Source organism: Phaeobacter porticola (genome assembly GCF_001888185.1).
GTDB lineage: Bacteria > Pseudomonadota > Alphaproteobacteria > Rhodobacterales > Rhodobacteraceae > Phaeobacter > Phaeobacter porticola.
The window spans coordinates 650,628-677,297 of record NZ_CP016364.1 but is presented as its reverse complement, the minus strand read 5'-3'; the positions used below and the strand labels follow the sequence as shown (position 1 = coordinate 677,297).

The window sequence follows — 26,670 nt, the reverse complement described above, 5'->3', positions numbered from 1 at the left end:
TTAGAGATCCAGTCAGAGCCGCGTTGGCGCTGCCTGTGATCAGCCATTCATACGGATGGTTTCGTTCTTGGGATCATAGGGGCTGTCACAGGTCACGACCGCATCCCACAGCTTATCCTGCATCTTGACCTTCAGCTTGGTGCCTTCGACCGCGACGTCAGGTTTTACATAGCCCATGCCGATGGATTTCTCGAACGCCACCGAATAGCCACCGGAGGTGAGGCGGCCAACGCGGGTGACGCCGTCCTCAGCATAGAGCGCCTCATGGCCCCAAGGATCGGCATCTTCCGGCCCGTCGATCAGCAGGGTGCAGCATTTCACGCGCACGCCGGTCTCAACCAGCTTGTCTTTGCCGTGGAAGTCTTTCTCCTGATCAACAAAGCGCGGCAGGTCGGCTTCCAGCGGGGTCGCGTCGCGGCCCAGTTCGTTGCCAAACGCGCGGTAGGATTTTTCCTGACGCAGCCAGTTCTGGGCGCGCGCGCCAACCAGCTTCATGCCGTGCTTCTCGCCCGCTTTCTCCAGCAGGTCGAACAGGTAGTTCTGCATCTCGATCGGGTGATGCAGCTCCCAGCCCAGCTCGCCTGTATAGGCCACGCGGATCGCATTGACCGGGCACATGCCCAGTTCGATCTGACGGGCCGACAGCCAGGGGAACCGCTTGTTGGACAGCGCGGTTTCGGGGTCGGCGTCCACGATCACCTCTTTCAGCACATCGCGGGATTTCGGGCCTGCGATGGCAAAGACGCCCCATTGGGTGGTCACATCCTGGATCTCGATGTAGCCGAATTCTTCCATCTTGTCCTCGGCGGCCTTGCGCAGGAAGTCGGCGTCATACTCGGACCAGGCGCCGGCGGAGACGAGGTAGTAGTTGTTCTCGCCATTGCGCACGATGGTGTATTCGGTGCGGGTGGTGCCAAATGCGGTCAGCGCATAGGTCAGGTTGATGCGGCCAACCTTCGGCAGCTTGTTGCAGGTGAACCAATCGAGGAACTGGGTCGCACCGGGGCCCTTGACGACATGTTTGGTGAAGGCGGTGGCATCCACCAGACCAGCGCCTTCGCGGATGGCCTTGGCCTCATCCACGGCATGCTGCCACCAGCCGCCGCGGCGGAAGGAGCGAGCGTCGTGGTCAAAGTTGTCGGGGGCATCGAAAGGGCCGAAATAGTTCGGGCGTTCCCAGCCGTTGACCCAGCCAAACTGTGCGCCGCGGGCCTTCTGGCGGTCAAACGCAGGTGCTGTACGCAGCGGGCGGGCTGCCGGGCGCTCTTCGTCCGGGTGGTGCAGAATGTAGACGTGCTCATAACACTCTTCGTTCTTGCGCGCCGCGAACTCGGTGGTCATCCAGTTGGAGGAGTAGCGTTTCGGGTCGAGCGACGCCATGTCGATCTCGGCTTCGCCATCCACCATCATCTGCGCCAGATAGAAGCCGGTGCCGCCAGCAGCGGTGATGCCGAAGGAGAAACCTTCTGCCAGCCACATATTGCGCAGGCCCGGTGCCGGGCCAACCAGCGGGTTGCCGTCGGGGGTGTAGCAGATCGGGCCGTTGAAATCGTCCTTGAGGCCGGATTCGGCGCAGGAGGGCACACGCTCGGCCATCGCCATATACTGGTCGGCAATCCGGTCCAGATCCAGCGGGAACAGGTCTGCCCGGAAGCTGTCGGGCACGCCATGTTCAAAGCGCGCGGGCGCGCCGTGCTCATAGATGCCGAGGATCCAGCCACCACGCTCCTCGCGTGCATAGGATTCGTTGTCGGCGTCGCGAATAACGGGGTGCTCGGGGTTGCCTGCTTCGCGCCATTTGACCAGCTCGGGGTCCTTGTCCATGACGATGAACGTGTGCTCGACCGGGATCGCCGGCATCTTGATGCCCAGCATCTTGGCAGTGCGCTGCGCGTGGTTGCCGGAGGCGGTGACGACATGCTCGGCGGTGATCACGACTTTCTCGTCGCTCTCGATCAGGTTGCCGCCCTTCTCGATCATCTTGGTACAGGTGACTTCCCAATGGGTGCCGTTCCAGTGGAAATCGTCAGCCTGCAGCTTGCGGTGGATCTCAACGCCGCGCTGACGGGCGCCCTTGGCCATCGCCTGGGTCACATCGGCGGGGTTAATATAGCCATCTTCGGCGTGGTAGATCGCGCCCTTAAGATCGCCGGTCTCGATCAGCGGCCAGCGTTCCTTGATCTGATCCGGGGTCAGCCATTCGTAGTCGACATCGCAGGTCTCGGCGGTGGAGGCATAGAGCATATATTCATCCATGCGATCCTGAGTCTGGGCCATCCGCAGGTTGCCCACCACGGCGAAACCTGCGTTCAGGCCGGTTTCTTCCTCAAGGGTCTTGTAGAAATCGACCGAGTATTTGTGAATATGGGTGGTCGCATAGGACATGTTGAACAGCGGCAAGAGACCCGCCGCGTGCCAAGTGGAACCGGAGGTCAGCTCGTCACGCTCAATCAGCATGACGTCGTCCCAGCCTGCTTTGGCAAGGTGATAGGCGATCGAGGTGCCGACAGCGCCACCGCCGACGACCAATGCTTTGACTTGGGTTTTCATGGGCCCGCTCTCCGGAAAATGATGACTCGTTTGCAGGGAGTTATGCCTCGCCTGTAGATTTTGCGCCAAATCCATCCGACCCAAAACATGACAAAACCGACCTAGCGTCGCCCGGAATGCAGGTTTCTGCCCGCCCCCTGTCGGTTTTCGCGGTCATGGCCGCGATTTGCGGTTCGGGTTTGCACAGGCAACGCTGCGCATGGCTTTGGTCCGGTCGGGGCACTGCCCTGCCGGAGTATCGGTCTCTTAGGGTCTGATGCGGCCTTTTGCTCGGGGCTGATATACGGCCAGAACTAAAAGCAATAAGAAGTGGCGGCGCCGCCAGAAGCGGAGGCGGGACGGGACAATCTGCCCCGCACGCTGAACGTCGGTTGTGCGTGCCCCTGCCAAGGGCCCTGTTCCAAAGTGCCGGGGATGTCAGTCCCGGCGGTGATCGCGATCAGCTCAGATCGTGACAGTTTCAGATTGGGCAAAGGTAAGCCCACCGTGCGGCGACTTCGCAACGGGCCGTCCTCTGCACCTGCAAGGGCAGCGCCGTGAGTATTTCAGGAAAGGTGACAGAGCGAGGTCCAGCCTGTCACCTTTCCTGAAATACTCAAATTCCGACGTCAGACTGGCGCGCTGTGCTGTCGGCAGGCAGACCTCAAATCTCCAGAATCTTGCCGGGGTTGAGGATATTCTCAGGGTCCAATGCCGCCTTGATCGCGGCCATATAGCGGGTGGCCCCGCCCAGTTCCTGCTGCAGATAGGGGCGTTTGCCCTGACCGATACCATGTTCCCCGGTGCAGGTGCCCTCCATGGAGATCGCCAACTCATTCAGCCAGCCGACATAAACATCGGCGGCTTCCCGTTCCGCGTCGCTGTCCATGTCGATCAGCAGCAACGCGTGGAAATTGCCATCGCCGACATGGCCCACCATCGGCGCAAGGAGGCCCATCTCTTCGGCTTTCGCGCGCGCGGCGCTGACACATTCGGCCAGTTTGGAGATCGGCACACAGACGTCGGTGGAAATCCCCTTGGCACCGGGCCGCAGCTGCAGGCTGGCCCAATACATATCATGGCGCGCCTGCCAGAGTTTGCTGCGCTCCTCTGCGGTGGAGGTCGCCGCGATATCAAAACCGCCGAATTCCTCAGCGATCTGGGCGAAGGTATCCGCCTGTTCCACCACGCCCGCCTCTGAGCCGTGGAACTCCAGCAGCAATAGCGGCATTTCCGGCAGGTCGAGGCCGGAATAGGCATTGGCGGCGCGCACGCTCATCTCGTCCAGCAATTCGATCCGGGACACCGGGATGCCGTATTGGATGGTCATCATCACCGCGCGGCAGGCGTCATCCACACTGCGGAAGGCACAGCGCGCCGAGCGGATCGCTTCCGGGATGCCCTGCAGGCGCAGGGTCAACTCGGTCATCAGGCCAAGGGTGCCTTCGCTGCCGACCAACAGGCGGGTCATATCGTAGCCGGCGGAGGATTTCTTGGCCCTCTGCGCGGTGCGGATCACCCCGCCGTCCGCCATCACCGCCTCAAGCGCCAGCACATTGTCCTTCATCGTGCCATAGCGCACCGCATTGGTGCCAGAGGCGCGGGTCGCGGCCATACCGCCGAGCGAGGCATTGGCGCCGGGGTCAATCGGGAAGAACAGGCCCTGATCGCGCAGATAGGTGTTGAGCTGCTCGCGGGTCACCCCCGGCTGCACCACCACATCCAAGTCTTCGGCATGGACGGCAAGGATCTTGTCCATCCGCATCATATCCACGCAGATCCCGCCCGCGGGGGCGTTGACATGGCCCTCCAGCGAGGTGCCGGTGCCATAGGGGATCACCGGGACGCCGTAGTCGGCGCAGGTTCTGACGATTTCAGCGACCTCATCGGTGGAGGTCGGAAAGAGCACCGCATCCGGCGGCTGATTGGTGATCCATGTGGTGGTGTGGCCATGCTGTTCGCGGATCGCCTGCCCGGTCTGCAGCTGCTCACCAAAGCGTTGTTTCAACACGTCAATCGCCGCGTTGATACCGGCCTCATTGCGCGGCAATGTTGTGGCCTGCACCATGGTCTTATCCCCCTGAATAGGCGCGTGCCGGACGATTGCCCGGCACTTCACCTGTTAACTTACACAGCAGTGCAAAGGTCCAGCAATACCCAGTAGTCGGTAGCATATCGGTCGCCCGGCCGGATGTGGCCGGGCGACGATGTCACTCGCCAAGTGCGATGCCTTCGCGGCGTGGATCTGCGCCGCCTTTCAGCCCGTCACCGATTTCGATCAAATGCAGACCAGAGGTCAGGTCGCGGGCATTGACCTCAAACCCCATATCGGTGAGCGGCTGCGTCATATCCTCGGCGCTTGTGCCCGCCTCCACATCATAGGTGCCAAAGCGGTTCACCGCATGGGGCAGCGCCACCGCCTGCTGCACATCCATGCCCCAATCGGCCCAGGCGATGATCGTCTTGGCGACATAGCCGATGATGCGGCTGCCACCGGGAGAGCCTACGGCAAGCACCGGCTCGCCATCCTTCAGCACAATGGTGGGCGCCATGGAGGAGCGTGGACGCTTGCCCGGCTCCAGCCGGTTGGCAATCGGCACCCCCTCACGGTGGCTGCGGAAGGAGAAATCTGTCAGCTCGTTGTTGAGCAGAAATCCGGCCGCCATCAGCCGTGAGCCAAAACCGTTTTCGATGGTGGTCGTCATCGACAGCACATTGCCATATTGATCGACGACGGAGATATGCGAGGTTGAGGGCAGTTCAATCGACTCGTCATCGGCCAGCAGCAGCGCATGGTCAAATTCCGGCGCGCCTGCATTCACCGCCGGCAGGGCGTCATCGCCGCTGAGCAGCGTGGCGCGTGTTGCGAGGTAGTCCTGCGCCACCAGCCCCTGTGTCGGCATCGGCACGAAATCACTATCGGCCATGTACCGCCCCCGGTCGGCAAAAGCGAGCCGCGAGGCATCGCCGATCAACCGCCAGGCATCGGGGTTATCTGCGCCCAGTTCCGCCAGATCGTAATTGCCGAGCATGCCGAGGATCTGCCCCACGGTCAGCGCCCCGGACGAAGGCGGCCCCATGCCGCAGGCCTCAAACGCGCGATAGGCCACACAGACGGCGGGGCGTTCCTTCACCTGATAAAGCGCCAGATCCATCGCTGAGAGGACACCGGGATTGCCCTCGGCACCGCGCACCGCACTGGTGATCGCCTCGGCCACGGGGCCAGAATAGAACCCGCGCGCACCCTCCGCTGCGAGGCGGCGCAGGGTATCCGCGTATGCGGGGTTCTTCAGCGTGCTGCCCACCGCCAGCGGCGTGCCACCGGGCAAGAAGTAATCGGCGGTATCCGACCAGCGCGACAGGCGGTCGGCGTCTTTTTCGATCAGACCGGCCAGCCGGGGCGAAACGGCAAAGCCATCTTCTGCCAGGTCAATGGCTGCGGTGAACAGGCCGGGCCAGGCGGCGCGACCCCAGCGCCGATGCGCAGCTTCTAGCAAGGCAGGTGTTCCGGGGGTGCCGATAGAGCGGCCACCAACCACGGCATCGTAGAATTTCAGCGGCTCGCCTGAGTCGTCCTGAAACAGCGTCGGCGTCGCCGCCAGAGGCGCGGTTTCACGGCCATCCAGTGTTGTCACTTCGCCCGTGGCTGCATCATACCAGACCAGAAATGCCCCGCCGCCAAGACCTGAGGACTGCGGCTCCACCAGTCCCAGAACGGTCTGCACGGCCACCATGGCATCCGCAGCGGTCCCGCCTGCGCGCAGCACCTCTGCCCCCGCTGACACCGCATGCGGATTGGCGGCGGCAACCATCCAATTGTCAGCCTCGACCGGGGTGCCTTCTTCCTTGGCCTCGATGGCAGCCGCGACCTCCTCGCTGATTGCCGCAAACCCAGCATCTGCGGTTTCGGCGGCACCTTCCGGCGCGACAGCATCTGCCGCCTCCTGTGCCCAAGCGGGTGTTGCTGCCAGCAATATGCCGGCCCAGAACAGATGTTTCATAACGTCGCCTCCCTCAAGAAATGACGGGCTGCGTCAGCAACCCTAGAGCATGGACGGCACGACCTGATCCGGTGGCCGGTGACCGTCCTCGAATGTCTTGATGTTCAAAAGAACTTTTTCGCCCATCTCCAAGCGGCCCTCAAGCGTGGCCGAGCCCATATGCGGCAGCAGCACGACGTTTTCCAATTCACGCAGGCGTGGGTTGATATTGGTGCCGTGTTCATAGACGTCGAGACCCGCGCCCGCGATTTCGCTGCTGCGCAACATTCGGGTCAGCGCGTGTTCATCAATCACCTCGCCCCGCGAGGTGTTGACGATCACCGCATCCGGTTTCATCAGCTTAAGCCGCCGTGCATTCATCAGGTGAAAGGTCGACGGCGTGGAGGGGCAATTGATGGACAGTACATCCATCCGCGCCACCATCTGGTCAAGACTTTCCCAATAGGTGGCCTCAAACCGTTGCTCGATCTCCGGCCGCAGGCGGCGGCGGTTGTGGTAATGGACCTGCATCCCAAAGGCCGCTGCGCGTTTTGCCACGGCCTGACCGATGCTGCCCATGCCCAGAATGCCCAGACGTCGCCCCGCAAGCCGCCCCCCCAAAAGCGCCGTTGGTGACCAGCCTTGCCAATCGCCTTTTTGCATGACTGCAAGGCCTTCGGGGATGCGGCGCACCACCGCCATGATCAGCGCCATTGCCATGTCGGCGGTGTCATCCGTCAGCACGCCGGGGGTGTTGGACACCAGAATGCCGCGCTGGCGGGCGGTTGCCACATCAATATGATCAACCCCGGCGCCATAATTCGCAATCAGCTTCAGCCGGTCACCGGCTTGCCCCAGCAGCCCTGCGTCGATCTCATCCGTGACAGTCGGCACCAGCACATCGGCGTCCTTGAGCGCGGCGGCCAATTCGGCGCGGCTCATTGGGGTGTCGTCGTCGCGCAAGCGCACATCGAACAATTCGCTCAACCGCGTCTCGACCGGCTCCGGCAACCGTCGCGTTACGACAACACTCAGACGTTCTCTTGCCACTGCTGCTCTCCCTCGGCTTTGCAATTACTTTGACCTCATGGCATCGTGGCGCAGGACGCGGGCAGGCACAAGAACCCATCCCGCCCTCCGGCCTTTGTGACGCGGCTTTCTTTTTCAAAACTGATAGCACCCGGACATCAGATCCGGGGCAGATCAGCAAGGAATGCGCCGATTTCGGGTTGGTATCAGCAGGCAACAGACAGCGACAAGCAGAAGCGAGCAGGCAGTGAACATTTCGGCATCTTATCTGCGGTCCCGGTTGGCCGTGGTCGGCGTGATCCTGATTGGGTTGGCTGGGGCAATAACCCCCGCCGTAACCAATGCAAAAGAGGCGCGTGGCGCAGTGACCAATCTGCCGCTGCCCCGTTTTGTGTCGATGAAGGCCGCCGAGGGCAATGTACGCCGTGGCCCTTCCCTGACCCATAAGATCGACTGGGTGTTCAAACGACGCGGCATGCCGCTGGAGATTACCGCTGAATATGGCCATTGGCGTCGGGTGCGGGACCGCGACGGCGCGGGCGGCTGGGTGCATTATGCGCTGCTCTCCGGCGCGCGCACCGTGTTGATCGAAGAAGACATGTTGACGGTTCATGCCCGTCCCGAACCCAGCGCACCGGTCACAGCGGCCTTTGAGCTGGGCGTGGTGGCGCGTTTGGGACAATGCGATGTCAGCTGGTGTTCAATATCGGCCGGCGGCTATCGTGGCTGGGCCCCCAAGGAAAAGCTGTGGGGCGTGGCCCCGGACGAGCTGCGCGACTAACGCCCTCGCCGCATCAGGCAATGCCCTGCGCCGGGCGGATCGTCAGACTGGTGCCGCCAAGATCGCGAAAACTCTTTTGGCGGCAGGAAAACACCAGAATCTGTAGGTCATTGGCCTGAAGCGTCAGCGCATCAAACAGCGCCTCGATGCGGGCATCATCGGTATAGGCCAGCGCATCGTCGAGGATGACCGGAATGCCTCGGCCCGATTTGGCCAGGAGCCGCGCAAAAGCCAGCCGCACCATCAGCGCCAGCTGCTCCTGTGTGCCGCCCGAAAGCTGGGTCAGCTGTTCCTCTGCCGCGCCGCGCGCCAATTGGCTCGGCAACACGCTGTCGGCATCGAGTTGTAGCGCAGCTTCCGGCCATAGACGGCGCAACAGCGGCGTCAGCTCTGCCATCAGCGGACCAAGATACTGCGCCTGTGCGCCCGCCTGTGCAGCCTCAAGTGCCTGATCCAACCGACTTAAGGTGGCCACCTCGAACAGCAGCGCATCATGGGCAGCCTCGGCCACCGACAGCTGATCTGTCACCTCGGACAAATCTTCCTCAACCGCGTGGCTGGCATGGGTGCTGATGCGCGCCTCCAGAACGGCGAGATCACGGGCGATATCCTGGGCGCGGGCCTGTGCCGCCTCCAGCACCGTTCTGGCGCGCTGACAACTGGCGCGGATCTGATCAAGATCCGGGGCATCGGCGGCAAGGCGGGCGTCGGCCTCGCGGGCAGTGATCACCGCCGCATCAAGAGCAGGTTGCGCGGCCTGAAGCTGGTCCAACTGCGCGCGGGCCACTGCAAGGTCGCCAAGGGCCTGTTCGATCTGCGCCAGCTGCGCGATGGCCGCCTCTTCGGTGGCGCGGGCCGCATGGGTGATCTGGCGTGCCTCGCCGTCCTCGGCGCGGGCCTGTTCCAACAGCGCCTCGGCTGTGGTTTGCTGCTCTTCTGCGGCGCTAAGAGCGTGTTCCAGCGCGACGCGATCAGGCGTTGTTTCCGCCGTGTTTGAGTCTGCCTCTTCAGGATCTGGCTGTTTCGGCAAGGCACCCAACGCCTGCACCAACGCGCCGCGCCCTTTAGGGGCCAGGGCCGTGAGCGTGGCCTCGGCCTCTTGCACACGGGCGGCGGCGGCACTGCGGGACTGATGCGCTGCCTGCGCGGCCTCAAGACACTCATAGCCCAGATCTGACAGCGCCGTGGCCAGCGCGGTTTCCGCCTTTGGCAAAGCGTCGGCGTCCTGGGTGCGGGCGGGATGGATAGTTACCTGCGCCAGACCGGGCACCTCGAGCGTGCCCCCGTCTGGCAGCGCGACCTGTGCGCCCTGTGGCAACGGCGCGCCGTCCAACAGCAATGCCGGGGGCGCATCAGGCCCTGCCTCGTAGGTCACACTCAACGCCGCCGCAGCAGCGGCCCGGCTGTGGCGCGCCAAGGCAACGGCCTGTGCCAGCTGATCCATCCGGGCCAGCGCAACCGCATCAGGTCCAAGACCGGCTTGCTGGCGATCCACCTCGATTGCCGCGAGGAGCGTATCAACCTGTGCAAGCCGCGCCTGCTGTTCCCGACGCAGACCGGCGGCATGTTGCGCGGCCTCGGCCCGCAGGGATTTTGCCACAGCCGCGCGGGCCACCGTAACAGCGCTGCGGGCCGTCGCGGCACCGGACTGTGCTGTAGCCAGACCCGTTGCAGCCTGAGACGCGCGCTGTTGCGCCTGAACACGCAGGTCAGTGGCCTGCGTGCGGGCGGTGGCCGCACGAGTGTGATCCGCCAATCGGGCAGCAAGGGTTTCGCCGCGCGCGGCCTGCGCGTCACGGCGCGACACCGCCAGATCCAACGCCCGACCAGCCTGTTCGCGCTGTTCCTGATGCCGTTCGGCAGCGGCAAGAGCCGTTTCCGCCGCGCGAAGCCTTGACTGGCGCGCCTCTGCCGCCTCTGGGGCGGTCAACTCGCTCTGTTCGCGGCGCAGGGTCTGGCGCTGGTCCAGCAACTGGCGCAGGTCCGCAACCTGCGCGGCAAGGGTATCGCGCCGTTCCGTCAGATTGGCAACGCGGGTCTCGACCTCGGCCAACGGGCCGCCCTTGCGGGCCCCGCGGCTGGTGACCAGACGGTCGAGTTCGGCACGCAAGCGTCGCCGCAGCACTTCCATCTGCTGGCCGCCGGTCACGGTCTCGATCTCGCCGCTGAGCGAGGACATCAGATCACGGCGCGCATCCAGCGTCTCCTTGGCATCGGAGAAATCCGTCAACCCCTGCCGCACCCAAAGCATCCCCACCGGGCCATCTTTGGGCGGAGAGATGAGATCACGCAGCCAAGCCTCTGCCGCATCGGCCTGATGCAGGAGCGCGCTGTCACGCCAGATGCGCACGCTGCCCTTCCCCGAGGCCTTGGTAAAGATCTTGGCAATGCGATAGCTGTGCCCCTCATGGGTCAGCGTGACCTCAATTTCCGGGTCGCCTCCCGCATATGGAGCCAGCGCGCTGACCTCCTTTTTCCAGGATTTTGCATCGTGGAAGAACAACGCATGCAGCGCGTCGAAGATGGTGGATTTGCCTTGTTCATTGGGCGCGCTCAGGAGGTTGAGACCAGGAGCAATGCCGGTGATTTCCACTGGATCAACAAAGCGGCGTACATTGGTCAACCTGATTGATGTCAGCTTCATTCCGCACCCTCTCGCACAAAGGCATAAAGCCGATTGAGCGCTGCGGCGGCGACATCGCGGTCCTTTTGCGAACGGGCGGCATCGGCGCTGTCCTGCATCAGGGTTTCGGCGGCGACCCGCAAGGCCCCGCCGGTGGCAATCTGATCCAGATCCTCGGCTCGGTGTTCCATGCGCAGCCCCTCAGTCTCCAGCGTCAGATGGCAGAAAGCGGGGGCGTGGTGATCAATGCAGGCACGAAGCTGCATATGCTGTTCAGCGGTGACCCAGCCACGGGCGCGAATGCGGATCAGACAATCGGGCCATGCGGTTTCATCGGCAGGCAGCACCGCATCGACCAACGCGGCGACATCCAGTCCCGGTGCCAGATCAAGCGCCAGATCCTGCCAGTGGTACTGTCCAACCTCAATCTGGCGCAGCTGTGGTGGTTGGCCCGGTCCCGGCAAATCCACCAGAAGACAACTGCCGCGCCCCGGATGTTTGAAACGGTCCCGCTCCGGCGTGCCGGGATAACGACTGTGGGCGTTCAGGGTGAAATCACCGTGCCAATCGCCCAGTGCCAGATAATCCAGCCGGGCACTGCTGGCGCGGGTGGTGGCAATTGTCTCTGCCCCGTTTTGATCACGGTCGAAATCCAGCACGGCTCCATGGGCCAGACCAATACGCAGATGCCCCTCCGGCGTCTCGGCGCTGTCCATCCAGGTGGTGCGGTCCTGCCCCGCAAAGCGGCGTTCGCAAGGGCTGGCCAGCAGGGTGGCCCCCGGCGCCATCTCAACCGGGTCAGGCTGCATTAGCAGGTGGACATTCTCCGGGACGTGACGCGCCATTTCCGCCCAGAGCGGTTCTGCCGCACCACTGTCGTGATTGCCGGGGATGATCCACCATTGCACCGGATCCGCTGCCGCCATGGCCGCCAGCGCTTGCCGGATCACCCGCGCCGACGGGGTTTCTGTATCAAAGAGATCACCCGCAATCAGCACATGTCCGGCGCCCTCGGTGGTGGCGACCTGCGCCAGCCGTGCCAATATCCCCTGCCGCGCCTGCTGCAAGGCGGCGCGGGTTTCCTCGTCAAACTGGCCAAAACGCTTGCCCAGATGCAGATCAGAGGTGTGCAAAAGGCGCAGGCGGGTCATGCGAGGCGAGTCCTTTGGTCAGGGTGGCTGAATTGGGTGGTTTTTGATGAGTGGATTGCAGAAGTGACAGAGCCGCGCGAGGGCGTCAACGCACTGTCTGCCGGTGCACAAGAATGAGATCGACAGGTGCAGAGTTCCTGGGGCGGATTGACAGAGCCACGACATCGCGTCAAAAATATTGGAGATTTTGCAAAATAGGGATCAAAGCATGTTTGGTCGGCGGCCCAGCGCTGAAGATGACACGGTTGTGGCGGTGCTTGCGGCGGCGCTGCGGCGGGACATCTCTTTTGGCGTGTTGCGGCCGGATCAGAAGCTGAAAATCGAGGCGCTGCGCCAGAACTATGGCGGCTCCAACCATTCGATGCGCGAAACCCTGCGGATGCTGAGCGCCGAGGGGCTGGTGGAGGCCACCGCCCAGCGCGGCTTTCGCGTGACCTCGGCGACCGAGGATGATCTGCGCGATATCCTGTTGATGCGGCTGGAGATCGAACGGCTGGGCTTGCGGATGGCCATGCAGCAGGGCGATGTGCCGTGGGAGGGCCGGGTCATGGCCAGCCACCACGCGCTGCGCCACATTGAAGAGACGGTCTCGCAAAGCGTTGATGATGCCACGGCGTTGGACTGGGACATCGCCTGTCGCACCTTTGCGGCGACGCTGGTGGAGGCCGCACATTCGCCGCGCCTGACGGGCATGCAGCTGAAATTCTACGATCAGTCCCGCCGGTTCCGGCTTGCGCTGCTGCGCGAGGGCCGTTTGGACTTTGCCATCCGTGCCCGTCAGCAACAGGCGTTGCTGGAGGCGGTTCTGGCGCGCGACACCGAGGCCGCGCTGACGGCGCTGGAGGCATATGTCACAGCTGATCTGGGCTGCTGAGCACCGAACATCAAAACCAGAGATCAGTCGCGGGCCGCAACGGTGCCGCAGCACATTCAAGAGGGAGGACTTGAGACATGAATAATTGGACACGCCGCAGCACGCTGGCAGCCCTTGGTAGCGTTGGCGCCCTGGCCGGGGCTGGCCTTGCGACACCGGCCTTGGCAACGCGGCGCAAAATCGTGCTGGGGGCGTTGCGCTTTACCAGCCATTCCGCCAGCTTTATTGCGCAGGAGCGTGGCTATTTCGCCGATGCAGGGCTGGATGTGGAACTACGGTTTTTCCAGGCGGCGGCACCGATGTCGGTGGCGATTGCGTCGGGCGACGTCGACTATGCCGTCACCGCGATGTCGGGCGGGCTGATCTCGCTCGCGGACAAGGGCGCGATCAAGGTGATCGGCGGTGCCCTCTCCGAGGAGCCGGGCATTGACGGGCAGAAGATCCTGGTCTCAGACGCGGCCTATCAGGCGGGCATCACCAGCCCGGCGGCGCTGGATGGCAAAAGCTTTGGCATGACCACAGCGGGATCGTCGTTCCACTACATGGGCTCGCGGATGGCACAGAAGGAAGGTGTATCGCTGTCCTTCAAGCCGTTGCAAAAGGTCGGTGCGATCATCGGCGCGCTGAAATCAGGGCAGATTGATGCCTGGTCGATCGTGCCCCATATCGCCAAGCCGCTGGCGGGATCGGGTGCGGTGCATATCATTGGTGATGTGGCGGACTATCTGCCCGACTATCAGGTGACGACGGTGTTCACCTCGGCCAGCAACGCCAGCGGTGAACAGCAGATGACCGGCGATTTCCTGAGCGCCTATAGCCGCGGAGTGGCGGATTACAACGCCACTATGATCGACCGGGCCAGCGGTGATGCAGGCGTCGATCAGATGGTCGATCTGATCCACAAATATGTCTACGCAGATCGCCCCCGCGAGAAAGCCGCCAAGTCGATCATCAACGGCACCATGCGCCTGAACGAAGGCGCCGCGATGAACACCAAATCGCTAGCGGATCAGCTGGCCTGGTTCCAGGCGGAGAAGCTGGTGGATGCCGATATCTCGCTGGAGACGATCATCGACTCCAGCTACGTCGACAGTATCGGCTAATCCTGCGGCCGGGGCGTCCTGCCCCGGCACATCCTCTTGCGGAGCAACATCATGGATATTCGCCTGTCAGCGGTGGGTCATGCCTATGACAATGTCGCCGTTCTACGCGACATCACGCTGGATATTCCCAGCGGCAAGATCGTCTGTATCGTCGGCCCCTCTGGCTGTGGCAAATCCACCCTTTTGCGGTTCATCGGCGGGCTGGAACGCCCCACCCAAGGCGAGGTCTTGCAGGTGGGGCAGCCGCCGGAAGGCTGTCTTAATCCGCTGACCTATGTGTTTCAGGATTTTGCCCTGCTGCCCTGGCGCACGGTCCGGGGCAATATCAGTCTGGTGCTGGAGGATCACGGCATTCGCGGGGCGGCGGCGGCGCGGATCATTGACGATGTCCTAGCGCGCACCAAGCTGAGCGATTTTGCCGGGGCGCTGCCCAAACAACTGTCCGGCGGCATGAAGCAGCGGGTGGCGATTGCGCGGGCATTGGCGGTGAACCCGGCAGTGATGCTGATGGATGAGCCGCTGTCGGCGCTGGACAGCCAGACGCGTGAATTGCTGATGGATGATCTGGTGGCGCTGTGGACACGCACGCCCTTCACCGCCGTCTATGTGACCCATAATCTGGCCGAAGCGGTGCGTCTGGGCCATGCCATCGTGGTGCTGTCCCGCCGCCCCGGTCAGATCCGAGAGATCGTACATCTGGATACACCGCTGGCCGAACGTGCGTTCGGCGATGCCGATCTGGAACAGAAACAGAAATACCTGTGGCAGCTGATGCGTGACGAGGCGCGGGCGGCAGATGCGGAGCTGATGAATGTCTGACACCCGGATGGCCACTCTCCCGCCTGTCCCCAACACGCAGACGCCCCACCCACATGCGCCCGTGCGCCCGGTCCAGTTTCGCGGCGGCGGCTTTGCACCACGCGGGGCCCGCTGGGTTGGGGCGCTGGTGTTTGTCCTGTTGCTGATGTTGGCAGAACTGGGCACCCGTCAGGGCTGGATTTCCAATCTGACCCTGCCGCGCCCCAGCGATGTGCTGGCAACGTTGCAGGAGCTCTATGTATCCGGCCTGCTGTGGACCCATGTCAGTGTCTCGCTGTCGCGGCTGGTGGTTGGCGCCGCCCTTGGGGCCAGTGTCGGCGTTGGGGTCGGGCTGATGATCGGGCTGTTTTCCTATGTGCGTGCCGGGTTGGTGCCCTTGGTGGCCGCGCTGTTCCCGATCCCGAAAATCGCGCTGCTGCCCTTGTTTGTGATCTGGTTCGGCATTGACGAAGCCTCAAAATACGCGCTGATCGCCTTTGGCACCTTTACCCCTACGGTGGTCGCCACCTATGGCGCGGTGGACAATGTGGACCGCACCCTGATCCGCATGGGGCAAAGTTTCAACCTGTCGTGGCTGTCGATTGTGCGCAAGATCGTGCTGCCGGGGGCGATGCCCGGTATTCTGTCCGGCCTGCGCATCAGTCTAGCGATTGCCATCATCCTGCTGGTGGCGGCTGAAATGCTCGGCGCGGAACATGGCATCGGCGCGTATATTCTGGAGGCCGGGTCGCTCTATGATCTGGAACGGCTGTTTGCCGGTGTCGCCATCCTGTCAGTGCTGGGCGTGCTCGTCAGCAGCCTGATTGGGCAGGTAGAACGCCGCCTGTTGCGCTGGCGCGGTTAACGATGTGCGAGTCGCCAATGCGGGACAAATTGCCCATATTGGCGGCATATCACCCCAATAATCTCAAAAGCGCGGCAATCTGCGCCCTACAAAGCCCATGCCGGCAATTGCACCTGCGCGCGACCTGATTTACACGGGGGACCATATGAATGGCTGTTGTCCGTGCGGGCTGCCGGTCTGTGAGAGCAGATCTGACACATAATGACCGCCCCCGCGCCCAAGCTGGACCGCAGCACCCCGTCCATCCGGTGCAGCGTCAATCGCTCACCCAAGTTTCCGATATCGCTGAAAAAAGGTTGTGGAATATGGCAGAAAATTCGACCCCCGACATTTTGTATACCATCGTAGACGAAGCCCCCGAGCTGGCCAGCGCCTCTCTGTTGCCGATCATCCGCAGCTTTGCCGCGGCGGCAGGTGTCTCCGTTGGGACCAAGGACATCTCGCTGGCGGGCCGTATCCTTGCGACCTTCCCCGAAGCGTTGAGTGACGCCCAGCGTCAGAGCAATGATCTGGCCGAACTGGGCCAGCTGGTAAAAACGCCTGAGGCCAATGTCATCAAGCTGCCGAACATCTCGGCTTCGGTGCCGCAGCTGACCGCCGCGATTGCCGAATTGCAGGCGCAAGAGTTTGGCATTCCCGACTACCCGGCAGATCCTGCGACGGATGCAGAAAAAGAGATCCGCGCGCGCTATGACACCATCAAGGGTTCGGCTGTGAACCCGGTGCTGCGCGAAGGCAACTCGGATCGTCGCGCCGCCCGCGCGGTGAAGAATTTTGCTCAGAACAACCCGCATTCGATGGGCAAATGGTCCGCAGACAGCAAGACCAAAGTGTCCTCGATGCTCGGCAATGATTTCTACGCCAACGAAGTCTCCGCCACCATCTCTGCCGCACAGGCCGGTACCGCGAAGATCGAGTTCGTCGGCAAGGACGGCGCGGTCACCGTGCTGAAGGACAGCTGGCCGCTGGAAGAAGGCACCGTTGCCGATGCAACCTTCATGTCTGCCAAGGCGCTGTCGTCCTTCCTGAAGGATGCCATCGAGGACACCAAAGCCGACGGTACCATGTTCTCGCTGCACATGAAGGCCACCATGATGAAGGTCTCTGACCCGATTATCTTTGGTCACGCGGTGAAGGCATGGCTTGGTCCGGTCTGGGATAAATTCGGCGCTGAAATCGAAGCGGCTGGCGGCTCTGCCAATTCCGGCCTTGGCGCGGTTCTGGCAACCATCGACGGCCTGCCCAATGGCGATGCGATCAAGGCCGAGATCGCCGCGCTGGACCGTCCGTCGATGTATATGGTGGACAGCGACAAGGGCATCACCAACCTGCATGTGCCGTCCGATGTGATCATCGACGCCTCCATGCCTGCGGTGATCCGTGCCGGCGGCAAAGGCTGGGACGAAGCGGGCAACAAGGGCGACACCAACTGCGTGATCCCTGACCGCTGCTATTCCACCGTCTATGACGAGAGCATCAACTTCTTCAAAGCCAATGGTGCGCTGGATGTGACTACTGCCGGTTCCGTCGCCAACGTCGGCCTGATGGCGCAGAAGGCTGAGGAATACGGCTCGCACCCGACCACGTTTGAAGCGCCTGCCGATGGCACCATCCGCATCGTGCTGGCCAATGGCGAGACGCTGCATGCGCATGAAGTCGAGGCCGGTGATATCTGGCGCTCCTGCACCGTGAAAAAGGCCCCGATCGAGAACTGGATCGAACTTGCGATGGACCGTCAGCGTCTGACCGGCTCCGAAGCGATTTTCTGGCTGGATGAGAACCGCGCCCATGACGCAGAGCTGATCAAATACGTGACGCCCGCGCTGGAAGCGGCAGGCAAATCCGACCTGTTCCAGATCATGGCCCCGCGCGAGGCAACAGCCCAGTCGCTGAAAACCATCACCGCAGGCAAGGACAGCATCGCCATCACTGGCAACGTGCTGCGCGACTACCTGACCGACCTGTTCCCGATCCTGGAACTGGGCACCTCGGCCAAGATGCTGTCGATTGTGAAGCTGATGAACGGTGGCGGGCTGTTTGAAACCGGGGCCGGTGGCTCTGCGCCCAAGCACGTGCAGCAGCTGGTTGAAGAAAACCACCTGCGCTGGGATTCCATGGGTGAGTTCTGTGCCCTGGGTGAATCGCTGAACTTCCTCGCCGACAGCAAAGGCAACGCCAAGGCTGGCGTGCTGGGTGCTGCTGCCGAGGCGGCGACGCAGGGCATTCTGGATCACAACCGCTCGCCCTCGCGCAAGGTGGGTGAGCCGGACAACCGCGCCAGCCACTACTGGTTTGCCCGCTACTGGGCCGAGGCGCTGGCCGCGCAGGGTGACGACGCCGAGCTGGCCGCGCACTTCGCGCCCATCGCGGCTGAACTGGCCGCCAAGGAAGAGGCGATCCTCGCCGAGCTGGCAGAGGTTCAGGGCAAGGCTGTGGATCTGGGCGGCTATTTCCACGCCGATCCGGCAAAAACCGCCGCGGTCATGCGCCCTAGCGCCACGCTGAACGGCATCATCGGCTGATCACGCATTGGCGTGATTGGGGCGACATACTGCCCTGAAATCATAAAAAACGCCCGGAGTGATCCGGGCGTTTTCTTTTGTGGTTAGGCTGTTAGGCCTGTGTCAGACGTCAGCCTGCCCAGCGCATCTGCTCTGCGGGTGTATCCCGTTTGGTTCTGGCGGCAGCAACCAATGCGCGGAATAGATTCAAGTGAGCCGCACGGTAGAACAGATGCTCCGGGTGCCACTGCACGCCTACAGCGAACCGCCGCCCCGGATCCTCAATCGCCTGCACCATGCCGGACTGATCGCGCCCGGTGACACGCAGCCCCTGCCCCAGGCTGCTGACCGACTGGCTGTGCAGCGCATTGACCTTCAGCTCAGACACCCCGAGAATACGCCGCAGTGTACTGTTGTTGGTGATCGTGACCTTCTTGCGGGGGAGCACGGTCTTGTAGTTTTCCAACCCGTAGAAGGCATAGGCGTCCTGGTATAGTCGCCCGCCGCGCGCCACGTTCAGCATCTGCGCCCCGCGACAAATCCCCAAAAGGGGCACATCCTGCCGGGACGCCTCTCGCACGATGCCCGCCTCCAGCGCGTCGCGGTCGGGATCCAGTCGGACCTCGGGCATGACCTGACCATTATACAGCGTCGGCGCAATGTCATCGCCTCCGCCAATGACCACAGCATCCACCGTGGCGAGATCCGCATCCCGGTTGCTTTGCCAGCGCACAGGACGGCCACCAGCCAGCCAGATGTTCAGGGCCATCAGGGGAAAGATCCGCCAGCCGCTGCGGCGCGACACGGTGACTGCAATGACCGGTTTCATGCGGCATCTCCTCGTGCTGCGGTGTTCAGAACCTCGGCCGCGTGTTTGGCCCATTCGCGGTTCAGCAGCTGTTCGCAGCGCGGGCGGCTCCGCCAGGCCTCGATCAACTGATCGAGCCGACCGTCGCGGGCAATCTGTTCCAGCTCTGCCCAGCGGTTCCATTCATAGGTGATCGACCACCCCGACTGCCCCAGACGGCAATCCGGCAGACGATAGTGATAGGCCGGGCGGGCGGCGGTTTTATCATCCTCGCCCAGCGCGGAGCGCACGCGATCCGGCGCGTAGTCGGCCAGCAGTGGCAGCAGATCCAGCGCGTGGTTTCTATCCGCCGCATGGTCGAGATAAAGAGTGCAGAGCGACTCCATCGTCTGTGGCGGGTGCTCACAGAGGACATCGATCAGCGCCGCCGGATAGGGCGCGATAAAGGGCTGCACCCGGCGCGACACGTCGATGCCCGGACTGCGGCGCAGCACCGGATCCAGCAGAGCAAAGGCGGTAAGCACCGGTACGATGTGATCCGCCGTCATATCCGCAACTTCGACGTTCAGATGTACGCCAAAGCCGTTCAGCATACCGTCTTGCGTGCCCGTGGCCCCGGCCTCTGCCAGTTTTTCACACAGGCGATCAAGCTGTGGCAGTTGTGCCTGAGTCAGCGGCGGCGTGACGATCTCGACAGGAATCAGCGGCTCCGCAACCGAGAACAGGGCCTTTCCCAACCCCTCCACTTCGGTGCGGTAGCGACTGTCGAGATAGACTTCGATGTCGCCGAGTTCGGTATCCTTGACGTGAGGGTTCGGCTCGCCGGCGCGATCTTCACCATGGATGTCGCCGCCAAGCTGTTGCTGTGTGATCACTTGTGCCTCGGCAGAGGTAAGGCCACCGAATTCGATTTCTACACCGACCTTGCGCGCCCCGGCGGCCGTCCGCGCCTGTGGATCGCCTGGTAGGGGCATCACATTGCATGCAGCATCACTCGCTGATCCGCTTTCGGGGGCAAAACCCGCCCCAACTCTGACCTCACTCTCAAACATCTGCTACTCCGTGATGGTGTCCTTGTGGAAACGTCCCCATCCAGGAATAGTTCCACAAAGACACTCATAGGTTGTTTAGAGTTTTATTGAGGTCGCGCAATACCACCCGTTTGTGCTGTTGCATCCGCCAAGATCGTTTAGGGTATGGATCAGATCAGCAGCATCCAGGCCGCAACCGCCGCCAGCAATAGAGCAAAACTGCGGTTCATCTGTCGCGCAAGGGGCTCGCGCGCGAACTGACGGGCCAGCCCGTCGCCAACCAAAGTCCAGATAGAAAACGCCAGTAGATTGTTAAGCGTGAACACAAGTGTAATCACCGCCACCCGCGCCAGATCCCCCGTGGCAGCGTTGATCGTCTCAGGGTTGCCCGCTGCGCCTGCGTCACCGGGTGGCAAAAACTGACTGAACATCACCGCAATGATCACATAGGCCTTTGGGTTGAGCAGCAGCAAAACCGCACCATCCCGAAACCGGGCAGGACGTGCCTCAACTGAGGCCCGCAGCCCTCCGGCCCGCCACAACCCCCAGGCAATCCACAGCATATAGCCGGCGCCTGCCCATTTCAGCAGCTGGAACACTGCCGGAGAAGAGATCAGTGCCGCCAACAATCCAGACCCGATCATCAAGGTCACCATTGCGGTTGCGATATGGTAGCCCAGCGTCGCGGGCAGCGTCGCCCGGAAACCAAAGCGCGCGCCATTGGCCGCAAAGAACAGATTGCCTGGGCCCGGACTATATGCCAGCGGAAACAGGAACAGCAGCAGGGCAAACATCGTCTCAATAGTCATTTTCATATGGTCCTTTGGTGCATTCTGCTGACCCGCTCTAGACTCGCAGCCGCAGATCAAGCGACCCGTTTCCTGCGTAAAAACGGCCCGCGTGCGGGAACCCTCTGACCTGTGGTGACGTTCCATCTTCAGTTATGCGCTCCAATGCGCCCGGACCGATGCGTCATTGCAAGTTGCCAATACGCGTATCGGACCGGTCAATGGTCACGCGCGCGCTCAATCAAAGGGAGAGCCCACATGCCATCCATCTATGACGCCATCAAACAGGATCATGACACCCACCGCGAGCTGCTCAGGTCCATTCAGGACAGCAAGATCGAGGCGCGCGGCAGCCTGTGGAAACGCTTTTATGAGGACGTCAAAAGCCATGCCGCAGCTGAGGAAGAGACGTTCTATTCCAAACTGATCCGCCAGACCTGGGGCCAGGATGCGGCCCGGCATTCCGTGCATGAGCACCAGCAGCTTGATGATCTGATGGAAGAGCTGAATGTGATGAAGATGTCGTCCGATCTGTGGATGACCAAGTTCGAACAGCTGAAGCATGACTACGAACACCATATGGACGAGGAGGAAAACGAAGTGTTCACCCGTGCCAAGAAGGTGATTTCCGATGAGGCGATCGAAGGCTACGGCACCCGCTTCCGACAGCGCAAGGAAGAAGAGCGCGACCTGATCGACGAGAAGCGCGAAGACAGTCTGGAAGACTGATCAATCGCTACATTGGCAAGCGACAACCTACGCGCAGTGTCGGTTGCTCGGTACATAGCGTTATCCAGGCCACGGATAGGTACAAATGTCACAGGGGGCCGCAGCCGCGCGGCCTCCCTGTTTTTGTGGCTTTGGGCACGGAACGCAGCGCAACCCGTTCCAAACGCGGGATCAGAGTTGCGCAGCGACGGCCAGCGTCGCCATTGCGGGCAGGGTCAGCAGGGCTTTTGCCGCATCGACGCGCGCCTCTGTATAGTACCCCGGCTCATGCAGAATATTGATGGTCGCAGCAAGTTCACCCCCGATCAGCACCGGCAGGTTGATCACCGACCCGCAGCCCAACGCCCCAATCAGCTCCGCATCGGGGAAGACCTGATCGATCTCTTCCAGCGTATTCGCAACGAAACAGCGGTGCTGGCCATGGACGATCTCGAACCAGTCATTCATTTCAATCGGCTTGGTGCCGGAGGTCGGGTAGTTCTCGGGATCATCGGTATAGGTGCGACAGGCCAGCATGGATGCCATATCCACCGTCATCACCGTGAACAGCTTTGCCCCAACCGTGGCTTTGGTCACCGCGCAGAGGGCATCATACGCAGCCTCGGCAGTTGTGGCGGCGGCCAGTGCGTCGGTGAAATGGCGCAGTGCCTCTGTCGACAGGGGTGCAGACATGGTCTCTGAGATATCTTCCGGCAGTCTATTGTCGGGCATTCTGTGGGATCCATCTTCTCGGGTAAATTGTCACGCGGTCGGCTCCGCGCCACCGCTGGCGGCATAGAGTTGCTGCGTATAAGCGTCATTAAAGGCACCATCATGCAGCGCCTCAGCTGGGGCAATCTCAACAATGCGCCCCTTGTTCATCACCGCCATGCGGTCACACATGAAGCTGACGACCGGCAAGTTGTGCGTGACCATTAGATAGGTCAGCCCCTGATCGCGGCGCAGCGCCTTCAGCAGGTTCAGGATCTCGGCTTGCACGGACACATCCAGCGCCGATGTCGGCTCATCCAGCAGCATCACCTTGGGTTCCAGCATCAAGGCCCGCGCAATGGCAACCCGCTGGCGCTGCCCACCGGACAGCTGATGCGGATAGCGGAACCGGAATCGCTGGTCGAGGCCAACTGCGGCCAGCACTTCTGCGACGCGGGCGTCACGCGCGCCGATGCCATGCACCCGCAAGGGCTCCCGCAGCACCCAGTCGACCGGTTTGCGCGGGTGCAATGAGCCATAGGGATCCTGGAACACCATCTGACAGGTTCGGGAAAACGCGCGGTCAATACCGTGGCTGCGTGGCTGGCCCAGCACCGAGATGTCCCCTGTCCAATCAGGGGCGAGCCCCGCGATGGCCTTCAGCACGGTGGATTTTCCGGAACCGCTTTCCCCAACCAAGGCAAAGCTTTCCCCTTCGGCGACGTCGAAACTGACATCCCGCACCACCTTGGTGTCGCCATAAGAAATATCGAGATTTCGCAGAGATATCGCTGTCATGTGCCGCTCCAGCTTGATCGGTCCAGCACAGGCAGCGTGTCGCGGGTTTCCTTCATCCGGGGCACCGCTGCCAGCAGACCTTGAGTATAGGGGTGGCTGGCCTTGTGCAGATCAGCGGCGGCGCAGCTTTCGACCACGCGACCGGCATTCATCACCATGATCCGGTCACAGTAGCGCGCCACAAGATTGAGGTCATGGCTGATCAGGATGAGGCCCATGCCCTTGTCCCGCACCAGATCATCAATCAGATCCAGCACCTGCGCCTGCACCGAGACATCCAGCGCCGAAGTCGGCTCATCCGCGATCAACAGATCCGGGCGCGGGATCAGCATCATCGCGATCATCACCCGCTGCCCCATGCCGCCGGACACCTGATGGGGATACATCTGGGCCACCAGTTCGGGGTCGTTGATGCGCACCGCCTCCAACATCTCCAGCACACGGGCGCGGGTGTCGCGGCGGCTGAGACGTTCGTGGACATCCAGCGCCTCAGCGATCTGTGCGCCGATGGTCATCACCGGATTGAGCGAGAATTTCGGATCCTGCATGATCATCGAAATCCGCGCGCCACGGATATTGCGCATCTGGCGCTCGCTGAGGGATTGCAGGTCCTGCCCCTCCAGTGCCAGCCGATCCGCCGTTGTCTGGCCGGGGGTGCGGATCAGCCGCAGGATGGCGCGGCCGGTCATGGATTTGCCCGATCCGCTCTCGCCCACGATACCAAGGCGTTCGCGGCCCAGGGTCAGGTTCAGCCCCTTGACCACCTCAACCCGCCCCTTGGGGGTCGGAAAGCTGACGCGGAGATTTTCAACCTCCAGCAAGGGGGGGGATGTGGATTGGCTCATGACTTGCCCCCCTGTTTCGGGTCCAGCACATCGCGCAAGCCATCGCCAAGGAAGCAAAAGCCGAGGCTGACCACGATGATGGCAATGCCGGGCATGGTCGCCACCCACCATTGGTCCAGAATAAACACCCGCCCGCGCGAGATCATCGCGCCCCATTCTGGCAGCGGCGGCTGCGCACCCAGCCCCAGAAACCCAAGACCCGCCGCCGTCAGAATGATCCCCGCCATGTCCAGCGTCACCCGCACAATCATCGAAGACGTACACAGCGGCAGCACATGGTGCAGGATGACCCGGCTGTGCGAGGCCCCCAGCAGGCGCGTCGCGGCGATGAATTCGGCGTTGCGGAAGGTCAGCGTTTCGGCCCGTGCGATGCGGGCATAGGCAGGCCATGCGGTGATGGCGATGGCGATGATGGCGTTTTCGATCCCCGGCCCCAAGGCGGCGACAAAGGCCAGCGCCAAGATCAGCTTGGGCATCGACAGAAAAACATCGGTGATCCCCATCAGGATCCGGTCTACCCAGCCGCCGAAATAGCCTGCGATCGCCCCGATGATCAGCCCCAGCGGCGCAGAGATCACCGCCACCAGTGCCACGATCATCAGCGTGATGCGCGCGCCGTAAACCACGCGGGAGAAGATATCCCGCCCCAGCTCATCCGTGCCCATCCAATTGGCCCAGGAGGGCGGCAACAGGCGCGAAGATAGGTCCTGCCCCACTGGGCTTTGCGGTGCGATCCAAGGCGCAAAAGCCGCCGCAAGAATGAGGATCGTGATGATCACCGCCCCCAGCACCGCCAGCGGATTGCGCATCAGTGCGAGGATCATGCGATAGGCGCGCCCTGCGGTGGCCTGTGTCCGCGTGGCGGGCGAGTCGTCCAGCAACCAGTCGCTGCTCAGCATCACAGACTCCTTGGGTCGAGAACCCGGTACAGCACATCCGAGATCTTGTTGATGAAGATGAAGACCGCGCCGATCACCAGCGTCGAGCCAAGCACGGCGTTCATATCCGCATTGAGCAGCGCCACGGTGAGGTAATTGCCGATGCCGGGCCAGCTGAATACGGTCTCAATCATCACCGAACCTTCCAGCAGAGCAGCATAAGAGAGGCCAATCACCGTGATCAGCGGCACCCGGATCGGTTTGAACCCATGCACCCAGATCACTTTCCATTCCGGCACGCCTTTGACGCGGGCGGTGGTGATGAACTCCTGACTGAGCTGGTCCAGCATGAAGCTGCGGGTCATGCGCGCGATATAGGCAAGGCTGAAAAACCCGAGGATGGCCGCAGGCAGCACCAGATGCGAGAGCGCGTTCCAGAACACCTCGGTGTCGCCGACCAGCAGGCTATCGACCAACAACAGGCCGGTGACCGGATCAATCAATCCATCATAGAAGATGTCGACCCGCCCCGGCCCAGCGACCCAGCCCAGACCCGCGTAGAACACCGCCAGTCCAACCAGCCCGAGCCAGAACGCAGGCACCGAATAGCCCAGCAGCGCAAAGACTCGGATGATCTGATCGACCCAAGTGCCCTGCCGCGCGGCAGCCCAGACACCCATGGGCACGCCCAGTATCACGCCAATCAGAATGCCAAGCGTGGCCATCTCCAGCGTGGCCGGGAACACCCGTGCAAGATCAGAGACAACAGGTCGGTTGGTGGAAACCGAGCGCCCCAGATCGCCCTGAAACACATCCCCCACGTAGGAGAAAAACTGCATCACCAGCGGCCGGTCCAGCCCCATGGCAACCCGCGCCACGTCATATTGTTCCTGTGTCGCACGATCCCCGACCACCGACAGCACCGGATCAATCGGCACCACACGGCCAATGAAAAACGTAATCGCCAGAAGCCCGAGAAAGGTCAGCGTCGACACGATGGCAAAACCCGCAAGCCCTTGCCCCCAGCGCAAAATTGCGCGCCCCGATCTTGCTGTTCTGGTCAAGATATCCTGCCCTCCACCTGGCCGTAGCGCACGGCGCGCTGCCGGCAGAGTACCGGCAAATCCATCTCCGGCATAAATATTATTTTTCGCAAAAGCAAAAAATTTTTTGCTTCACAATAATTATTTTCCTAAGCTGGGCAAAAGAGGATTAGACCGAAAGCCGCCAATGCCCCAGACCAGCGCCACCCCCAAACCCGCCAAGACCCGCAGCAGCGCAGGCCCTATGCTGGGCGCGCTGATCCGCAAGCGGCGCAAGCAGATGGGGCTGACGCTTCAGGCGTTGTGCGACACAGCCGGGGTGTCGGTCGGCTATCTCAGCCAGGTGGAACGCGACAATGCTACCCCCACGTTGGGTACGCTGGCACAGATTGCGTCAGCGCTGGAGGTGGGGCTGGAGTATTTCATCGCCACGCCCAAACCTTCGGATGCGCTGACGCGGGCGACAACGCGCACACAGTTTTCGCTGGCGGGATCGTCGATCACCTACGAGGCCCTTGGCGCGCAGTTTCCGGGCGCAGAGCTGTCCAGCTACATCCTGCATGTACCACCCGGATATGTGTCTGAGGAGGTCAGCCATGAGGGTGAAGAGATGCTCTATGTGCTGGAGGGCGAGATTGATCAATCACTGGATGGGCAGGTGTTCCGTCTGCGGGTTGGGGACAGCCTGCATTACAGCGGTCTTACCTCACATTCCTGGAGCAATCCCACCGAAGAGACCGCGCGGCTGCTGTGGACCGGTACGCTGAGCGTTTTGCACAGCAAGAACACCCCGAACCTGCCGTGACCGGGACCGCTCCCCAGTGGG

The 26,670-nt window shown here is 62.2% G+C and carries 22 protein-coding genes; 8 read left to right on the top strand and 14 right to left on the bottom strand.

Going from position 1 to position 26,670, the window contains the following annotated elements:
• Nucleotides 1-39: 39 nt before the first annotated feature.
• From PhaeoP97_RS03360 to PhaeoP97_RS03345, 4 genes are all read right to left on the bottom strand, one after another.
• Nucleotides 40-2,550: a GcvT family protein gene (locus tag PhaeoP97_RS03360; RefSeq protein WP_072503874.1), complete on the bottom strand. Its 2,511-nt coding sequence runs from the start codon at nt 2,548-2,550 to the stop codon at nt 40-42.
• A gap of 643 nt (nt 2,551-3,193) precedes the next feature.
• Nucleotides 3,194-4,597 (bottom strand): FAD-binding oxidoreductase, encoded by a 1,404-nt coding sequence (locus PhaeoP97_RS03355; RefSeq protein ID WP_072503873.1) that lies wholly within the window; start codon nt 4,595-4,597, stop codon nt 3,194-3,196.
• A gap of 142 nt (nt 4,598-4,739) precedes the next feature.
• Complete coding sequence (ggt, locus tag PhaeoP97_RS03350) at nt 4,740-6,530, bottom strand: gamma-glutamyltransferase (protein WP_072503872.1); 1,791 nt, start codon at nt 6,528-6,530, stop codon at nt 4,740-4,742.
• Between the two features lie 42 nt (nt 6,531-6,572).
• Nucleotides 6,573-7,559 (bottom strand): 2-hydroxyacid dehydrogenase, encoded by a 987-nt coding sequence (locus tag PhaeoP97_RS03345; RefSeq protein WP_072503871.1) that lies wholly within the window; start codon nt 7,557-7,559, stop codon nt 6,573-6,575.
• A 226-nt stretch (nt 7,560-7,785) separates the two neighbouring features.
• On the opposite strand from PhaeoP97_RS03345, the gene PhaeoP97_RS03340 reads away from it, so the two are divergent.
• Nucleotides 7,786-8,319: an SH3 domain-containing protein gene (locus PhaeoP97_RS03340; RefSeq protein WP_072506269.1), complete on the top strand. Its 534-nt coding sequence runs from the start codon at nt 7,786-7,788 to the stop codon at nt 8,317-8,319.
• Between the two features lie 13 nt (nt 8,320-8,332).
• Here PhaeoP97_RS03340 and PhaeoP97_RS03335 read toward each other — a convergent pair whose 3' ends face one another.
• Both PhaeoP97_RS03335 and PhaeoP97_RS03330 read right to left on the bottom strand, forming a co-directional pair.
• Complete coding sequence (locus PhaeoP97_RS03335; RefSeq protein ID WP_072503870.1) at nt 8,333-10,963, bottom strand: AAA family ATPase; 2,631 nt, start codon at nt 10,961-10,963, stop codon at nt 8,333-8,335.
• Complete coding sequence (locus PhaeoP97_RS03330; RefSeq protein ID WP_072503869.1) at nt 10,960-12,093, bottom strand: metallophosphoesterase family protein; 1,134 nt, start codon at nt 12,091-12,093, stop codon at nt 10,960-10,962. Before PhaeoP97_RS03330 ends, PhaeoP97_RS03335 begins: the two co-directional genes overlap by 4 nt.
• A 208-nt stretch (nt 12,094-12,301) precedes the next feature.
• On the opposite strand from PhaeoP97_RS03330, the gene PhaeoP97_RS03325 reads away from it, so the two are divergent.
• The 5 genes from PhaeoP97_RS03325 (at nt 12,302) to PhaeoP97_RS03305 (ending at nt 18,255) form a co-directional block, all read left to right on the top strand.
• Nucleotides 12,302-12,967, top strand: a complete 666-nt coding sequence (locus PhaeoP97_RS03325) for a GntR family transcriptional regulator (protein WP_072503868.1) — start codon at nt 12,302-12,304, stop codon at nt 12,965-12,967.
• Nucleotides 12,968-13,044: 77 nt separating this feature from the next.
• Complete coding sequence (locus PhaeoP97_RS03320) at nt 13,045-14,070, top strand: ABC transporter substrate-binding protein (RefSeq protein WP_072503867.1); 1,026 nt, start codon at nt 13,045-13,047, stop codon at nt 14,068-14,070.
• A 51-nt stretch (nt 14,071-14,121) separates the two neighbouring features.
• A complete protein-coding gene (locus PhaeoP97_RS03315; RefSeq protein ID WP_072503866.1) occupies nt 14,122-14,889 on the top strand; it encodes an ABC transporter ATP-binding protein in 768 nt (255 codons plus the stop codon).
• Nucleotides 14,882-15,733: an ABC transporter permease gene (locus tag PhaeoP97_RS03310; protein WP_072503865.1), complete on the top strand. Its 852-nt coding sequence runs from the start codon at nt 14,882-14,884 to the stop codon at nt 15,731-15,733. Before PhaeoP97_RS03315 ends, PhaeoP97_RS03310 begins: the two co-directional genes overlap by 8 nt.
• 305 nt (nt 15,734-16,038) lie before the next feature.
• A complete protein-coding gene (locus tag PhaeoP97_RS03305) occupies nt 16,039-18,255 on the top strand; it encodes an NADP-dependent isocitrate dehydrogenase (RefSeq protein WP_192849679.1) in 2,217 nt (738 codons plus the stop codon).
• Between the two features lie 109 nt (nt 18,256-18,364).
• On the opposite strand, the gene PhaeoP97_RS03300 is transcribed toward PhaeoP97_RS03305, so the two are convergent.
• The 3 genes from PhaeoP97_RS03300 to PhaeoP97_RS03290 all read right to left on the bottom strand — a co-directional run bounded on the left by PhaeoP97_RS03300 (nt 18,365) and on the right by PhaeoP97_RS03290 (nt 20,882).
• Entirely contained in the window at nt 18,365-19,063 is a 699-nt protein-coding gene (locus PhaeoP97_RS03300; RefSeq protein ID WP_072503863.1) for a gamma-glutamyl-gamma-aminobutyrate hydrolase family protein, read from the bottom strand.
• Nucleotides 19,060-20,094 (bottom strand): amidoligase family protein, encoded by a 1,035-nt coding sequence (locus tag PhaeoP97_RS03295; RefSeq protein ID WP_072503862.1) that lies wholly within the window; start codon nt 20,092-20,094, stop codon nt 19,060-19,062. The genes PhaeoP97_RS03300 and PhaeoP97_RS03295 overlap by 4 nt, the downstream gene beginning before the upstream one ends.
• A 149-nt stretch (nt 20,095-20,243) precedes the next feature.
• The gene (locus PhaeoP97_RS03290; RefSeq protein ID WP_072506268.1) at nt 20,244-20,882 is read right to left on the bottom strand and encodes a LysE family translocator; all 639 of its coding nucleotides are present in this window, start codon (nt 20,880-20,882) and stop codon (nt 20,244-20,246) included.
• Between the two features lie 237 nt (nt 20,883-21,119).
• Between PhaeoP97_RS03290 and PhaeoP97_RS03285 the strand changes: the two genes are divergently transcribed.
• On the top strand, nt 21,120-21,590 hold the full coding sequence (locus tag PhaeoP97_RS03285; RefSeq protein WP_072503861.1) for a hemerythrin domain-containing protein: 471 nt from the start codon (nt 21,120-21,122) through the stop codon (nt 21,588-21,590).
• A 171-nt stretch (nt 21,591-21,761) separates the two neighbouring features.
• Here PhaeoP97_RS03285 and PhaeoP97_RS03280 read toward each other — a convergent pair whose 3' ends face one another.
• The 5 genes from PhaeoP97_RS03280 to PhaeoP97_RS03260 are packed head-to-tail and all read right to left on the bottom strand — an operon-like array spanning nt 21,762 to nt 25,865.
• Nucleotides 21,762-22,301, bottom strand: a complete 540-nt coding sequence (locus tag PhaeoP97_RS03280) for a GAF domain-containing protein (RefSeq protein ID WP_072503860.1) — start codon at nt 22,299-22,301, stop codon at nt 21,762-21,764.
• A gap of 30 nt (nt 22,302-22,331) precedes the next feature.
• A complete protein-coding gene (locus PhaeoP97_RS03275) occupies nt 22,332-23,078 on the bottom strand; it encodes an ABC transporter ATP-binding protein (RefSeq protein ID WP_014881020.1) in 747 nt (248 codons plus the stop codon).
• Complete coding sequence (locus PhaeoP97_RS03270; protein ID WP_014881021.1) at nt 23,075-23,923, bottom strand: ABC transporter ATP-binding protein; 849 nt, start codon at nt 23,921-23,923, stop codon at nt 23,075-23,077. Before PhaeoP97_RS03270 ends, PhaeoP97_RS03275 begins: the two co-directional genes overlap by 4 nt.
• Nucleotides 23,920-24,822 (bottom strand): ABC transporter permease, encoded by a 903-nt coding sequence (locus PhaeoP97_RS03265; protein WP_072503859.1) that lies wholly within the window; start codon nt 24,820-24,822, stop codon nt 23,920-23,922. Before PhaeoP97_RS03265 ends, PhaeoP97_RS03270 begins: the two co-directional genes overlap by 4 nt.
• Nucleotides 24,822-25,865: an ABC transporter permease gene (locus PhaeoP97_RS03260; protein ID WP_192849678.1), complete on the bottom strand. Its 1,044-nt coding sequence runs from the start codon at nt 25,863-25,865 to the stop codon at nt 24,822-24,824. Before PhaeoP97_RS03260 ends, PhaeoP97_RS03265 begins: the two co-directional genes overlap by 1 nt.
• Before the next feature lie 166 nt (nt 25,866-26,031).
• On the opposite strand from PhaeoP97_RS03260, the gene PhaeoP97_RS03255 reads away from it, so the two are divergent.
• Nucleotides 26,032-26,649 (top strand): helix-turn-helix domain-containing protein, encoded by a 618-nt coding sequence (locus PhaeoP97_RS03255; protein ID WP_027246264.1) that lies wholly within the window; start codon nt 26,032-26,034, stop codon nt 26,647-26,649.
• Nucleotides 26,650-26,670 lie beyond the last annotated feature (21 nt).

What these genes read in the sequence shown, in the direction of transcription:
- PhaeoP97_RS03360 (WP_072503874.1), bottom strand. Translation starts at nt 2,550, where the DNA reads ATGAAAACCCAAGTCAAAGCATTGGTCGTCGGCGGTGGCGCTGTCGGC.
- PhaeoP97_RS03355 (WP_072503873.1), bottom strand. Translation starts at nt 4,597, where the DNA reads ATGGTGCAGGCCACAACATTGCCGCGCAATGAGGCCGGTATCAACGCG.
- ggt (WP_072503872.1), bottom strand. Translation starts at nt 6,530, where the DNA reads ATGAAACATCTGTTCTGGGCCGGCATATTGCTGGCAGCAACACCCGCT.
- PhaeoP97_RS03335 (WP_072503870.1), bottom strand. Translation starts at nt 10,963, where the DNA reads ATGAAGCTGACATCAATCAGGTTGACCAATGTACGCCGCTTTGTTGAT.
- PhaeoP97_RS03330 (WP_072503869.1), bottom strand. Translation starts at nt 12,093, where the DNA reads ATGACCCGCCTGCGCCTTTTGCACACCTCTGATCTGCATCTGGGCAAG.
- PhaeoP97_RS03325 (WP_072503868.1), top strand. Translation starts at nt 12,302, where the DNA reads ATGTTTGGTCGGCGGCCCAGCGCTGAAGATGACACGGTTGTGGCGGTG.
- PhaeoP97_RS03320 (WP_072503867.1), top strand. Translation starts at nt 13,045, where the DNA reads ATGAATAATTGGACACGCCGCAGCACGCTGGCAGCCCTTGGTAGCGTT.
- PhaeoP97_RS03315 (WP_072503866.1), top strand. Translation starts at nt 14,122, where the DNA reads ATGGATATTCGCCTGTCAGCGGTGGGTCATGCCTATGACAATGTCGCC.
- PhaeoP97_RS03310 (WP_072503865.1), top strand. Translation starts at nt 14,882, where the DNA reads ATGTCTGACACCCGGATGGCCACTCTCCCGCCTGTCCCCAACACGCAG.
- PhaeoP97_RS03305 (WP_192849679.1), top strand. Translation starts at nt 16,039, where the DNA reads ATGGCAGAAAATTCGACCCCCGACATTTTGTATACCATCGTAGACGAA.
- PhaeoP97_RS03300 (WP_072503863.1), bottom strand. Translation starts at nt 19,063, where the DNA reads ATGAAACCGGTCATTGCAGTCACCGTGTCGCGCCGCAGCGGCTGGCGG.
- PhaeoP97_RS03295 (WP_072503862.1), bottom strand. Translation starts at nt 20,094, where the DNA reads ATGTTTGAGAGTGAGGTCAGAGTTGGGGCGGGTTTTGCCCCCGAAAGC.
- PhaeoP97_RS03290 (WP_072506268.1), bottom strand. Translation starts at nt 20,882, where the DNA reads ATGACTATTGAGACGATGTTTGCCCTGCTGCTGTTCCTGTTTCCGCTG.
- PhaeoP97_RS03285 (WP_072503861.1), top strand. Translation starts at nt 21,120, where the DNA reads ATGCCATCCATCTATGACGCCATCAAACAGGATCATGACACCCACCGC.
- PhaeoP97_RS03280 (WP_072503860.1), bottom strand. Translation starts at nt 22,301, where the DNA reads ATGCCCGACAATAGACTGCCGGAAGATATCTCAGAGACCATGTCTGCA.
- PhaeoP97_RS03275 (WP_014881020.1), bottom strand. Translation starts at nt 23,078, where the DNA reads ATGACAGCGATATCTCTGCGAAATCTCGATATTTCTTATGGCGACACC.
- PhaeoP97_RS03270 (WP_014881021.1), bottom strand. Translation starts at nt 23,923, where the DNA reads ATGAGCCAATCCACATCCCCCCCCTTGCTGGAGGTTGAAAATCTCCGC.
- PhaeoP97_RS03265 (WP_072503859.1), bottom strand. Translation starts at nt 24,822, where the DNA reads ATGCTGAGCAGCGACTGGTTGCTGGACGACTCGCCCGCCACGCGGACA.
- PhaeoP97_RS03255 (WP_027246264.1), top strand. Translation starts at nt 26,032, where the DNA reads ATGCCCCAGACCAGCGCCACCCCCAAACCCGCCAAGACCCGCAGCAGC.